12 protein-coding genes are annotated in these 14,065 nt (G+C 39.7%); 5 read left to right on the top strand and 7 right to left on the bottom strand.

Annotated features, from left to right (window positions below):
• Positions 1-78: 78 nt before the first annotated feature.
• Complete coding sequence (gene pruA / locus B4A24_RS08875; RefSeq protein ID WP_293944405.1) at positions 79-1,716, top strand: L-glutamate gamma-semialdehyde dehydrogenase; 1,638 nt, start codon at positions 79-81, stop codon at positions 1,714-1,716.
• A gap of 112 nt (positions 1,717-1,828) precedes the next feature.
• Here pruA and B4A24_RS08880 read toward each other — a convergent pair whose 3' ends face one another.
• The 6 genes from B4A24_RS08880 to B4A24_RS08905 form a co-directional block, all read right to left on the bottom strand.
• On the bottom strand, positions 1,829-3,010 hold the full coding sequence (locus B4A24_RS08880; protein WP_293944407.1) for a metallophosphoesterase family protein: 1,182 nt from the start codon (positions 3,008-3,010) through the stop codon (positions 1,829-1,831).
• A gap of 6 nt (positions 3,011-3,016) precedes the next feature.
• Positions 3,017-3,784, bottom strand: a complete 768-nt coding sequence (locus B4A24_RS08885) for an endonuclease/exonuclease/phosphatase family protein (RefSeq protein WP_293944408.1) — start codon at positions 3,782-3,784, stop codon at positions 3,017-3,019.
• 200 nt (positions 3,785-3,984) lie between these two features.
• A complete protein-coding gene (gene recA / locus B4A24_RS08890; RefSeq protein WP_293944409.1) occupies positions 3,985-5,010 on the bottom strand; it encodes a recombinase RecA in 1,026 nt (341 codons plus the stop codon).
• 67 nt (positions 5,011-5,077) lie between these two features.
• Complete coding sequence (gene nth, locus B4A24_RS08895; RefSeq protein ID WP_293944461.1) at positions 5,078-5,755, bottom strand: endonuclease III; 678 nt, start codon at positions 5,753-5,755, stop codon at positions 5,078-5,080.
• A gap of 215 nt (positions 5,756-5,970) precedes the next feature.
• Positions 5,971-6,162 carry a hypothetical protein gene (locus B4A24_RS08900; protein ID WP_293944410.1) on the bottom strand — a complete coding sequence of 64 codons (192 nt, stop codon included), beginning with the start codon at positions 6,160-6,162 and terminating at the stop codon, positions 5,971-5,973.
• A gap of 83 nt (positions 6,163-6,245) precedes the next feature.
• A complete protein-coding gene (locus B4A24_RS08905) occupies positions 6,246-7,871 on the bottom strand; it encodes a S8 family serine peptidase (RefSeq protein ID WP_293944412.1) in 1,626 nt (541 codons plus the stop codon).
• A gap of 291 nt (positions 7,872-8,162) precedes the next feature.
• Between B4A24_RS08905 and B4A24_RS08910 the strand changes: the two genes are divergently transcribed.
• On the top strand, positions 8,163-10,253 hold the full coding sequence (locus B4A24_RS08910; RefSeq protein WP_293944414.1) for a S9 family peptidase: 2,091 nt from the start codon (positions 8,163-8,165) through the stop codon (positions 10,251-10,253).
• 47 nt (positions 10,254-10,300) lie between these two features.
• On the opposite strand, the gene B4A24_RS08915 is transcribed toward B4A24_RS08910, so the two are convergent.
• Positions 10,301-10,564 (bottom strand): hypothetical protein, encoded by a 264-nt coding sequence (locus B4A24_RS08915; RefSeq protein WP_077438077.1) that lies wholly within the window; start codon positions 10,562-10,564, stop codon positions 10,301-10,303.
• A gap of 172 nt (positions 10,565-10,736) precedes the next feature.
• Here B4A24_RS08915 and B4A24_RS08920 point away from each other — a divergent pair, with 172 nt between their 5' ends.
• The 3 genes from B4A24_RS08920 (at position 10,737) to argG (ending at position 14,018) form a co-directional block, all read left to right on the top strand.
• Entirely contained in the window at positions 10,737-11,507 is a 771-nt protein-coding gene (locus tag B4A24_RS08920; protein ID WP_293944416.1) for a HEAT repeat domain-containing protein, read from the top strand.
• A gap of 500 nt (positions 11,508-12,007) precedes the next feature.
• The gene (locus B4A24_RS08925; RefSeq protein ID WP_293944417.1) at positions 12,008-12,724 is read left to right on the top strand and encodes a GNAT family N-acetyltransferase; all 717 of its coding nucleotides are present in this window, start codon (positions 12,008-12,010) and stop codon (positions 12,722-12,724) included.
• Positions 12,725-12,833: 109 nt separating this feature from the next.
• Positions 12,834-14,018: an argininosuccinate synthase gene (gene argG / locus B4A24_RS08930; RefSeq protein ID WP_293944418.1), complete on the top strand. Its 1,185-nt coding sequence runs from the start codon at positions 12,834-12,836 to the stop codon at positions 14,016-14,018.
• The last annotated feature ends 47 nt before the right edge of the window (positions 14,019-14,065 follow it).

Raw genomic sequence — 14,065 nt, forward strand, 5'->3', positions numbered from 1 at the left:
GTAAAATTTAAGGTAATTTTACTCCTATTGGTATCATTTAGTGTGGTGCTAATAAGTTGAAATATAAATAATTGTAATATGTCTAAAGGATTTTTTACAGTGCCTGTTCCTACGAACGAGCCGGTGTATACTTACGCTGTCGGAACGAAAGAACGTAAGTTGTTGAAAGCAGCAATTGATGAGGCACGTTCGAAACAAATCGATATCCCAATGTATATTGGTGGTAAAGAAGTAACTACTTCTAAAAAAGTAACTATAGCTCCTCCACATGACCACCAACATATCTTAGGTCAATACAATCAAGGCGAGAAATCACATGTAACCGATGCAATCAATGCAGCGCTAGCTGCTAAAAAGAATTGGGAAAATCTGGCATGGGAAGATCGTGCGGCGATATTTTTGAAAGCAGCAGAATTGATTTCAGGGAAATACCGTTATGAGTTGAATGCTGCTACGATGTTGGGGCAATCAAAGAATCCCTATCAGGCGGAGATTGATTCGGCTTGTGAGATTACAGACTTTTTGCGCTTCAATGTGCAATATATGAGTGAAATCTATAAGCAACAGCCGCCGGTATCAGGAAAAGGTGTCTGGAACCGTGTGGAACAACGACCTCTCGAGGGCTTTGTGTTTGCGTTGACACCATTTAACTTTACAGCTATCGCCGGTAACCTGCCTTCATGTGTTGCAATGATGGGGAACGTTGTCGTTTGGAAACCATCCAACACCCAGATTTATTCTGCGAATGTATTGATGAAAATTTTCCGTGAAGCCGGACTTCCAGATGGTGTCATCAATTTAGTGTATGTATCAGGACCAGATGCTGGTGATGTTATTTTCCAACATCCTGATTTTGCCGGTATTCACTTTACTGGTTCGACAGGTGTATTCCAGGACATTTGGAAAACGATTGGAGACAATATCCACCGTTACAAAACTTATCCGCGAATAGTCGGTGAAACAGGTGGTAAAGATTTTATTGTTGTACACCCTTCTGCGGATCTCAAAACGGCAAATACAGCTTTGGTTCGTGGAGCTTTTGAGTACCAAGGTCAAAAATGTTCAGCAGCCTCACGTGCATATATTCCAAAATCATTGTGGCCAGCATTGAAAGAGTCAATGTCTAATGATGTGAAGTCATTTACAATTGGTGGAACGGAGGATTTTACAAACTTTATCAATGCGGTTATCGATGAGAAATCATTTGATAAATTAGCAAAATACATCGATCGTGCGAAAGAGTCTGCTGACGCGGAGATCGTCGTTGGCGGTACTTATGACAAGGCCAAAGGCTATTTCATTCATCCGACAATCATTGAAGCTTCAAAGCCTGATTACGAAACAATGGTTGAAGAATTGTTTGGCCCAGTATTGACCGTATATGTTTATGAAGACGCTAAGTTCGAGGAAACACTGGATATCGTCGATTCAACATCTATCTATGCATTGACAGGTTCTATTATCGCGCAGGATCGTTATGCCATTAATTTAGCTACGGATAAATTAAGACATGCTGCCGGTAACTTCTATGTGAATGATAAATGTACTGGTGCCGTAGTAGGGCAGCAACCGTTCGGCGGTGCGCGCGGTTCAGGAACAAACGACAAAGCCGGATCGATGATCAACTTGTTGCGCTGGGTATCTCCTCGTACAATCAAAGAAACATTCAATCCAGATACGGATTACAGATACCCTTTCTTAGAAAAAGGTGAATAAAAATGCCTACGGGATAATCCGCTACGAATGGGAAAGGCTTTATATAAAGCTAATGTCGATAGGAGCAGGTACATTCAAACAAGGCAGTCCACAAGTGGGCTGCCTTTATTTGTTATTTTTTAAACAGTCCTAATTCAGTTCCATCGTCACGGGTCATTCGGATAGCCAGTGATTTTGCGGACCCCGAAATATCAATGATTGTCCTTTTGCCAGCTTTTGGACCACCGCCGATAAATATCGGATAATGATGGTCTTTATCGGCGGGGTAGTATCCATATTGATGCGTATGTCCAGAGATCATCGCATCTATTTTATATTTCTGAAATAAAGGATGGAAGCATTCTCGATTATGCAGTGTACCATGCCAATCGTCTGAATGGAATATAGGGATGTGGCTGATCACAACTGTATGTTGTGCTGATTTTCTTTCTTTAGATTGTAATACAGTTTCCAGCCATTTTGCCTGTTCTTTTCTATAATTGTCATAGTCTACGGTACCACCATACACTTCGTGGTCGTCAGGTTTATCCTCCCCACTATCCAACATGATCCAAAATATGGCTCCCCTTTTGAAAGCTTGATAGTATTTATTATCGGGATAGCCAAAGTACCGTTTGAAATTCCGGGCGAAAGAGCCTCTCGTTTCGTGATTTCCGCGGTTCATAATAAAAGGTTTTCCGGTAGCGAAGAATTCAATAGGCTTCAGTAATTTTTCTGTAATATCCTCCTGATCGGTCACGTAATGAAAGGAGTCTCCGTTTAGAACAAAGAAGTCATAGATCGAAGGATCATGATTGGGTATGAGATCCCGATAGCTGCTTTTCTCCTCATGAACATCATTATACACCAGACAACGAATTTGTTGTTGATTGTTTTCTGCCAGTTTAGCTTCAAAAATTGGTGTTTGGATTTCTTGCGCATATATGATCTTATAGGGGGCAAATTTTTGAATTTCTTTTGCCCTGAGGCGATAGCGGAAAGACCGTGGTGCTTCTGCGATGGCAAAGTGAAAGAAATCTGTATTTGCATTAATCATACCATCTTCGGATTGATAGATCGTTTGCTGAACATTACCCGTACTGTCAAGGATTTCCAACCAGGCTACTGCCGGTTTACTCAGGATTGTAAAGATGCTTATGCCTGTTGCTGTTTGATTCTGTAAATAAGCAGGAACTACAAAACGAAAATCTCCTTCTGCATCTTCCGTTTCTTTTTCTTTGGCAACACTCATCGTGGGTAAGGTAATTCCCATCAATGCCAATGCTTCTAAAAATCTTCTTCTATCAAAATTCATGATGGGCTATTTAATGTCGATTTCAACATATAGTGGACGATGGTCACTCGCATATTTCTCTTCAAGAACACGGTGGTTGGAGAATTTTGGATGCGAGGCGGTATTAACCATAATATAGTCTATTTCGGTATTTGGTTTATCTTGTGGAAAAGTAAAACCATTTTGGCTCGTTGTTTTTGTGAATAACGTGCCAAGCTCTTTAATTGCCGGATCAGTAGCTTCGGAGTTTAAATCACCGACCAGGATAACAGGCCGTTTCTCATTTTTAAAACGAGATGTAATAAACTTTGCCTGTGCGATTTTGTTTTTATCTCTTAGATCAAGATGGCTATTGGCAAACAGGATTTTCTTTTTGTCGATGGTCACTTCAACAATAGATAAACTTCGGCGCTCACTTTCAACAGGAGAGGGAAGGAAGTGCTTTTCTACACGTTCTATAGGTTGTTTTGATAGTACTGCCGTGCCGTACTCGCCTTTCTCAAGATCTATTCCTTTTGAAAAAATATAATGCATTCCAGTTAGTTCAGCCAATTTTTTTGCCTGATCTTCATTGTGGGAGCGTTCCAGGTTAACATCAATTTCCTGTAGTCCGACAAGATCTGCGTTGGTATTTTTAATAATTTGAGCGATAGTGTCGAGATTGATAACAGATTCATTTTCTGAAGGTGGATTTCCATGATGAATATTGAAGGAGAGCACGCGGATTTTTTGTGCGCTGAGATGAGATATTGATCCGAAAAGGATCAATATAAAAGCAATTAACTTATTGTTCATTTTTCAAAATTAAGTTTAGAATGAAGTCGGTAATTATATTCGACACGCTAAAAATACTAAAATCTTAGAGTTCAAATCCAAAACTCTGGGCATGTAACAAAATAATCATTCAAACTTAATCTTGGTTATATTAAATTGGCGAAAAAAAATAGCCATCCCTTTAAGGATGGCCACCTACATTATACTAATTTTTACAGCAACTAGTCTTTATTTTCCTCTACTTGAAGCATCGGATCCTCTCCTGTTACTTCAGCACGGATTTTTGCCTCAAGTTCATCCATAAGATCTGGATTGTCAAACAATAAGGTTTTTACGGCATCTCTACCTTGTCCTAATTTGGTTTCACCATAGCTAAACCATGAACCGGCTTTTTTAATGATACCATATTCCACACCTAAGTCAATGATTTCGCCGACTTTTGAAATACCCTCACCAAAGATGATATCAAACTCCGCTATACGGAATGGAGGTGCTACTTTATTTTTTACAATTTTAACTTTGACACGGTTACCAGATACCTCGTCGGAATCTTTAATCTGTGATGTACGACGGATATCCAAACGCACAGAAGCATAGAACTTCAGTGCATTACCACCGGTTGTTGTTTCTGGGTTACCAAACATTACTCCAATTTTTTCACGCAATTGGTTGATGAAAATACAGCAACAGTTTGTTTTGGAAATTGTTCCAGTTAACTTACGTAATGCTTGGGACATTAAACGAGCCTGAAGCCCCATTTTAGAATCACCCATTTCACCTTCAATCTCACCTTTGGGTACCAATGCTGCAACAGAGTCAATAACAATTACATCAATGGCACCTGAGCGAATTAAATTGTCTGCAATTTCTAAACCCTGCTCACCATTATCTGGTTGAGAAATTAATAAGTTTTCTACATCAACGCCTAGCTTTTGTGCATAATACTTATCAAACGCATGCTCAGCATCAATAATTGCTGCAATACCACCTTTTTTCTGAGCTTCGGCAACAATGTGCGTTGCCAATGTTGTTTTACCTGAAGATTCAGGTCCATATATTTCAATGATACGTCCTTTTGGAACCCCGCCAATTCCCAAAGCGATATCCAGACCCAAAGATCCTGTAGAAATTGCCTCGATAGGCTCAACAGCTGTATCTCCTAATTTCATAATCGAACCTTTTCCAAAGTTCTTTTCCAATTTATCTAACGTCAGCTGTAACGCTTTTAATTTATCTGTGTTGCTCATATTTTTAGTATATATTTATCAAAATTAAAAATAAAAAATAATAAACCAAATATTTTCACTAAAAAAATTAGTTTTTTATTTCTATCGCGCTTGGAGCACTCTTTATGTGATGGGTTTTTTCAAAGTATTTACACATGTAGGTAATCGGGCACTTTTCACAAAGCGGCTTCCTGGCCAAGCAAATATATCGTCCATGCAAGATCAACCAATGGTGCGCAACGGCAATGGTCTCTTTCGGGAGATTTTTGACTAACTGTTTCTCTACGGCCAATGGTGTCGTCGCACGATAGGTGAGCCCAAGTCTGTTCGCCACACGAAACACATGCGTGTCTACCGCCATTGCTGGGTTATGATAGACAACGGAGGAAATGACATTGGCGGTTTTTCTACCTACCCCGGGCAGCTTGACCAAATCTTCAATCTGCTCTGGAACGACATTGTCAAATTTTTCAATAAGCATTTGTGCCATCCCGACCAGATGTTTGGCCTTGTTATTTGGATAACTTACGGAGCGGATATAGCTAAATACCTCATCCACACTGGAGGCAGCTAAAGTATACGCATCGGGGTAACGTTCAAATAGCTTCGGTGTAATCTGATTAATTCTCTTGTCTGTACATTGGGCAGATAGAATAACGGCGACAAGTAATTCATAAGGATTACTATAGTTGAGTTCTGTCTGCGCATCGGGATTATTTTTGGAAAAATATTCCACAAAAGCCTTGTATCGTTCTTGTTTTAACATCACCTCAAAACTAGCCAAAATTTCCATCAAAAAAGAAAAACTTAACCTTACACATTGCTTATCACACTGATTATTCTGGGATACTTAGATAGCAATAATAGGTGGGCAGCTGTTATGACTTATCGTGTATTTTAGAAATACTATAAAATTACTTATCTGCTATAGATAATGGGAAAAAGCTCATGATATTTCATAAATAAGGCCTAATCTCCAGATTAGGCCTTTCTTTTTTCCATTTGTTTGGAATATTCCATGATATTCGCAATACATTTTTTGCTTGGATGAAGCAACATTTTGGGTAATTGAAGTTTCAATTCATTTTCTATATCCTCATCAGTCATTACCTTCTCGTTTTGGGTTAGTAAATTTTGAACTTCGTTTTCTGATTGGGTAAAGTTTTCTACCATAAGCATCTTGAGTTTTGTCCCTGTAAGTTAATTAATTAAACGGACAAAAGATGGTTTTGGTATACAAAAAATGAGAATATTCTTTATTTTTTCTTCTTACTATTGAATTCTTCCGCCATTAGAATTGCATTATATGCATTGACAATCCCGCCAGTTACCGAAATATCCGCTAATTTGACCATTTTTGTTGCATCTTCACCAATTTTTACCTGGACCATTTGCTCCGGCTTTTCCACAGATTCCAGAATGATCTGTTTGGTTTCCACAGCAGAAAGGTTCGGATAGTAGGAGCGTATCATAGCGGCCAGCCCGGCAACTACAGGGGCAGCCATACTTGTTCCTTGTTCCTCTTTATACTTTGAATCCGGAATAGTGGAATTGATTCGTACACCGGGAGCAAAAACATCTACTGTTTTTTTACCATAATTGGAAAAATCGGCTAAAAGCTCATTGTCAGGGTATAATCCTGTCGCCCCCACTGTAATCCAGTTGTTTGCAATACCTGTGGTATCTCCCTTCGCATTGGTGTAGTATTTCATGGGGAAATTTGGCTCCACATCGTTGTCCTCACTGTCATTCCCCGCTGCATGTACCAATAAGACATCCTTGGATTCGGCATATTTAACGGCCTCATCCACGGTCTGCTTGTTGTGCGCATAGCTTTTCCCGAAACTCATGTTGAGCACTTTTGCTCCGTTGTCTACTGCGTATCGAATTGCATTTGCGACATCCTTATCGCGTTCATCACCATCAGGAACCAAACGTACCGCTAGAATTTTGACATTGTCTGCGACGCCATTGATCCCAATATTATTGTTGCGATTGGCGCCAATAATACCTGCGACATGGCTACCATGAAGTGCATCTGGCCCTTTTACATCCGCATTTCCATAATGGCGTTCAGAAGCGTCCTCGTAATTGTCGCCAACAATGGGACGGGAATCGTATTCTTTGTTCAAATGGTATTCAACCTGATTGTTGAAATATGTTGCTCCCTCAGTGATGTCATCATAAAATTTGACAAAACCATTTGTCTGAATTTCGTCTTTTGCATAACCGAGAGCGATACGTTGATTATTCGATTTTGGGTTAAAGTTCTCAAGATCGGCCAATGTGATTTCTTCAGGTTTTTTACCTATTTCGCGAACCACAGCATCCAAATTACGTTTAAGCGCATCGTAAGAAAACTGCCCCATTTTGGCTTCTTCCAGCTTGTTCTTGTATTTCACCACCATCTTCTGATAAGCCAAAAAGGCTTTTCTATCCACTTCATTCAGTTCTGTCGCTGGGGTAACATGGGCAAATTTCTTATCTAAAATCCTTAATTGCCGCGTGAGCTCTAGATTGTCAAATTGAACATCTTTCCCCTGAGCATTGCCAATAAAGTTCCAGCCATACTTGTCGTTAATATACCCATTTCCATCATTATCCTTCCCATTGGAAATGCTGTCTTTGGGATTGATCCAGACGACATCTTTAAGATCCTCATGGAAAACATCTACACCGCCGTCCAAAACACCAACAATGACCGGGGTTGATTTTTTCCCCTTTAATAAAGTTTTGTAAGCTTTATCTGTACTGATTCCCATGACACCATCTGTGTTGTAATCTAAGTTATACCAATTTAACGGAACAGCTTCTGCTTGAGCAAACGAGGTCAACGGTAAAACACCTAAGGCAATCAGATATAGTGATTTCTTTAAATTCATAAAATTTTCTCCTAGAATAGTAACAAAGATAATGTTAATGCCCCTGTTGAATTGTTAATTTTTATTAAAAGTGACTTTTAGCCAGGATAAATGGATAGAATAGTTAGTTAAATAAAACGATCACAAGATGATAAAGAGGTCTTAGATCAATTTGTTTGTATCGGTTATATCGTTTTGATATTTCTGGAGAAATGCGTTAATTGACTTCTCTTTCCGAATTATGGGGCTGAGATTAGAAATGTAATACGTATTGTTTTAATCAAAATGGATATTTAGAGAATTCACATATATATGCAACATAACGAAAATGTACACTGGCCTGAGGTTTCAGCTCCAATAGCTGCAGCGTATTCATACAAAAGACAAATTCATGGTGATACTGTCATTGACAACTATTATTGGATGATTGATTATTTTAAAAAAGGACCAAGATCTGAGGAGGTTATCAATTATCTCAACGACGAAAACGCCTATACTGCCACCATGTTAAAAGATACGGAATCTTTTCAGGAAGATTTGTTCCAGGAAATGAAATCCCGTATCAAGGAAAAAGACGAATCTGTGCCCTACTTTAAAAATGGCTACTATTATTACAGCAGAACCGAGGAGGGCTATCAATATTTTAAGTTTTGCCGCAAGAAGGGGACATTGGACGCTGATGAAGAATTATTATTGGACATTGATAATCTAGCACAGGGGTATGCCTATTACACAGCAAAGGGTTTCTCCATTAGTCCGGACAATCGTTTGCTGGCCTTTGGTGTAGATACAGTTTCCAGAAGGGAGTACACCATATACATCAAGAATCTGGAGACAGGTGAGATCTATCCTGATCGTATTGTCAATACCGAAGGCATTGCGATTTGGGGAAACGATAATCAGACCCTGTTCTATACCGCCAAAAATCCAGTGACGTTGCTCAGTGAAAAAATTATGCGACATACACTCGGTACAGACATTTCAGCGGATCTATGTGTATATGAAGAGCACGATAACACAAATTATATTGCAGTCGGTAAATCAAAAAATGGCAAATATATTATCATCAGTTCAGAGGGTACCTTGTCCTCCGAAATTTGGTTATTGGATGCTGATCATCCTAATAAAGATTTTAGCGTTTTTCAGCCGCGTAGGAACGATGTGCTTTATACCGTAATTCCTTTGGAAGATCGTTTTTTGATATTGACCAATGATGATGCTATTAACTTCCGGATTATGCAATGCCCGCTGGACAAAACAGGAAGGGAACATTGGACTACATTTATAGGCCATCGTCCGGACGTTTTGGTAAGTGATATCGAAGAGTTTAAGTCTTTTTTGGCCATAGCCGAACGAAAAGACGGGCTGACTCAGTTGGCAATCTATAATTTGGACAGTCAGGAGCAGCATTATCTGGATTTTGGAGAAGTTGCCTATACGGTATATCCGGGGATAAATGTCGAATACAACACTGAAAAACTGCGTTATGGATACACCTCATTGGTCACCCCCAGTTCTGTATATGACTACGATATGGGGGAGCGCAGCAAAACATTGTTGAAACAACAGGAAATTTTAGGGGGGTATGATCAAAGTGCCTATAAAACGGAACGTATTTATGCCACGGCGAGGGACGGTGTAAAGGTGCCTATTTCCCTTGTCTACAAGAAAGGCACTCAATTAGATGGTACGGCGCCATTGTTGCAATATGCATATGGTTCCTACGGTGCATCGATGGACCCGAGTTTTTCCGGTAATAGGTTAAGTTTGTTGGATCGTGGTTTCATTTACGCATTGGCGCATATCCGTGGAGGTGAAGAAATGGGACGGCAGTGGTATGAGGATGGAAAAATGATGCGTAAAATGAATACTTTCCATGATTTTGTGGACTGCGGGAAGCATCTTATCGAACAGCGGTATACATCAGCAGGGCATCTTTACGCACAGGGGGGGAGCGCAGGCGGCCTATTGATGGGGGTTGTTGCGAATATCGCAGCTAAGCAATATCATGGTATAATAGCACAGGTACCTTTTGTGGATGTCGTGAATACCATGTTGGATGAGACAATACCGTTGACGACGAACGAGTATGATGAATGGGGAAATCCCAATGAATCTGACGCCTATTTTTATATGAAAAGCTATTCTCCTTACGAGAATATTGAGCCGAAAGAATATCCGAATCTATTGGTCACAACCGGGCTGCACGATAGTCAGGTGCAATATTTTGAACCAGCGAAATGGGTAGCAAAATTACGGTCCGTCAAAACTGGAAATTCCATCCTGCTATTGAAAACAGATATGGATTATGGACATGGTGGTGCATCCGGAAGGTTTGACTATCTAAAGGAAATTGCGTTGGAATATGCTTTCTTGTTTAAATTGGAAGGGATTGGCTCTTAAAATCGGCTATTATTACAACAATAAAAAAAGCGGCATTGCCGCTTTTTTTATTGTTGAGCATGATTGATGCTGTCCTGTTGTTTTTGTAAACGTTCTTCACGTTCAATTTCTCTGGAATCGATTTGATGTTGTTGGTAATTGTCCATCGCGACTTTGCTGGCTTTCTGCGATACATAGATCGCTAGTATGGCAACTACAGTGATAATTGCAAGTCCCCAGGCATACTTATGTTTGTCCTGTTTTACAAGCCAATACATAAAGATGATATAAGGTACAGCAAAAATAATATAGAAAATTAAACTCGGTGACATGCTATTTTTTTCTAATGATATCTACAAAAGTATCGTTTTTCTCCAAGAAAAAGAATCATAAGAATCAAAGATAAGTAAAACTGCTGAACCAGCCCCGATGGTTCGATCCCGATTTCACGGATTTTTCATGTATTTTTATGCTGATATGTTGACAATGTCAAAAAAATAGATCATGGGATTTTACGATCTTAATAAGGAACAACGCCTTCAACTTGTTGACACCATCAACAAAGATATTCTTTTCTGCCTCCAGCAAGGGAAGGAGAGCAGCATGATAAGTTATTTTTCGGACGAGGACACATGTATTCGAAAGACGGCCTACCTGGCGATAGGGAAGATCTGGAAACAACATCCCAACTTACACACAAGTATAGGGTGCATGCTCGATAAACTTTTCCAATCAGAACAAGAAAAAGTCAGACAAACAGCTGTGAATGCAGCCGGTGAGATCGGGATGAAGGAATTTGAAATTGTGGAGCATTTTTTCGACAGCGGACTTTTTGATGGACACCATATCGTTAGAAATGCCGTGATCGGTTCGATAAAAAAAATGGGCGATAAAAATCCCGAACCGGTCTTGAAATGGGCTGTAAAATATTTGCATCATCCCGATAAGGAAGTGCGCAGGGAAATTTGTCATGGTATCGAGCTCCGTGGACGTACATACCCTCAGGATATTTTACCATTGCTCAAAGAACTCCAGTATGACAAAACAGCGAGGGTCAGGGATACTTTGGTGCATGTTTTAGGGCAAATTGCTTATAAAAAAGGTTGCATAGAGACTGTCGTTCAACATCTGAAATCCTGGGATAACAAAGAGCTAGTGTTACGGGCATTAACTGAAATTGTTGTCGTTCATGATCGGTACAAAGACTTTTCGGTGCTGACACAACAGCAAGCCATCGATTATATTGACAGCCATTACAGCGGGAAGACAAACTAAAATTTTAAATTGACAAAGCTTTAAACCTTTATCAGTTTTATTGTCAAATTAATATCAGATATAGTGTCTGGACAGGATTGGGTTTGTGAGAAGTAAATACCTGAAAATGAAGGTTACAAGCGAAGTTTGAGACCTGATTGTAATTTTTTGACTTTTGCAAAAAATCAATGATAATATTGTAGAAAAGAAAAAAATATTTTTATACATTTGCAACGTCAGAAACAATTGACAGAGAAATAAAATGAAACAGCGCAAAAAGAACGACTATTCTTATACTCAAACTTTTGAGAAGTTTATGAGAAAAGTATTCTGTGCGTTCATTTTCGTAGAAATACCTGTTTTACGCTTCCGACGACCCATACTACCTCGGGCTTGATTTGAGGTAGTGAATCTTTTCAAACAAGACCATGATTGTCCGATGGTTTTGAATCCATTATTTTAATTTATTCAGTAACAAAACACGACGGTAGTTGTTGTTTTATTATTAGGGTCGTAAGTCAATGACTATATCAGATTTTTTAATTATTCCGGCTAAACCTGAGCATGCGCATTATGCCGAGGTGATCTGCAACGAAATGTTCGAGTCTGCAAAGGCTCGTGGTACTGGTATTGCGCGTCGTAAACCAGAGTACGTTGCCAACAAAATGAATGAAGGTAAAGCGGTGATCGCTTTGCACAGAGATGGTCGATGGGCTGGGTTCTGTTATATTGAAACTTGGGGTCATGGCGACTATGTGGCAAATTCAGGACTTATTGTCAATCCCGAATTTCGAAACGTGGGCCTAGCAAAAGCCATTAAGAAAAGGGTATTTGAATTGTCCCGTGAGAAATATCCCAAAGCGAAGATATTTGGCTTGACCACCGGTTTTGCTGTCATGAAAATTAATTCGGAACTTGGGTACGAACCGGTACCTTATTCGGAACTGACCAACGACGATGAATTCTGGAAAGGATGTCAGAGCTGTGTGAACTACGAAATCTTAATGAGCAAAGACCGTAAGAACTGTATGTGTACAGCTATGCTCTGGGATCCCGAAGAAAAAGAACGCGAGCTGAGAGAAAAAATCCAACGTAAGCATGAAGCAAAGGAGCGTTTGGAAAGAATCACGCAAAAACAGTCTTTATTAAAACGCATACAAGCGAAGTTCTGGAAATCGGCCAATAAATTCGTTGCCGCCAATTTTCCAAAACATAATAAAGTTGCAAAAGGATTTTAATAACTTTAAACTGGAGAAACCGTGTGTCGTGCACTTTATCTCTATAGCATTCATGGTATGCCAGCTGGCAGGGAGCCATTGAAAATAATAAATAAAACAATTTATCTCAATGAAAAAAGTAGTTTTAGCATTCAGCGGAGGATTAGATACTTCGTTTTGTTGTATTTATCTTACGCAAGATTTAGGTTTGGAGGTTCATTCCGTAGTCGTAAATACAGGTGGTTTTTCGGATGAAGAATTGAAGAATATTGAAGCACGTGCGTATGCATTAGGCGTAAAATCACATACAGCGATTGACGAAACAGAAGACTATTACCGCGAAACTATTAAATACTTGATCTTCGGTAATGTACTGAAAAATGCAACCTATCCATTGTCGGTATCTGCCGAACGTGTATGCCAGGCTACCGCCATTGCAAACTATGCAAAGAAAATCGGTGCTGAATGTGTAGCACATGGATCCACAGGGGCCGGAAATGATCAGGTACGTTTTGACATGATTTTCCAAACCCTCATTCCGGGTGTTGAAATCATCACACCTATCCGTGATCTACAGTTATCCCGCGAAGCTGAAATCGAATACTTAAATAAACATGGTGTTGAATATTCGGCAGAAAAAGCTAAATATTCAATCAATAAAGGTCTTTGGGGTACTTCTGTGGGTGGAGCAGAAACATTGACATCCAATCAATATCTACCTGAATCGGCATGGCCGACTCCGGTGACCTCCTCCGAACCTCAACAAATCACGATAGATTTTGAAAAAGGGGAGCCGATTGCTTTGAATGGCAAGAACATGTCATCTGTTAAAGTGATTCAGGAATTGCAGGCTATTGCGCAACCTTATGGTATCGGTCGGGATATCCACGTAGGTGATACAATTATCGGTATCAAAGGCCGTGTGGGTTTTGAAGCCGCAGCTTCAGTGATTTTAATTAAGGCACACCACGCCTTGGAAAAACATACCTTGACCAAATGGCAATTGTCCTGGAAAGATCAGATTGCTGCTTTCTACGGAAACTATATGCACGAAGGACAAATGCACGATCCTGTCATGCGTGATATTGAAGCGTTCTTGCAATCATCACAAGAGACCGTCACCGGGCGTGTGATCGTTGAATTGCATCCTTACCGTTTTGTGGTCATTGGCATAGAGTCGGATCACGATTTAATGTCCAATAAATTTGGTAGCTACGGCGAGATGAACAAAGGTTATACCGGTGAGGATGTAAAAGGCTTCTCCAAAATTTTTGGAAACCAAACCATTATCTGGCATAAAGTAAATCAAAAATAAACCGTGTTTTGGAGTCGGTCCTGTCTTCGCATAATCTAATGTGAGGT

The organism is Sphingobacterium sp. UBA7249 (genome assembly GCF_002472835.1).
Lineage (GTDB): Bacteria > Bacteroidota > Bacteroidia > Sphingobacteriales > Sphingobacteriaceae > Sphingobacterium > Sphingobacterium prati.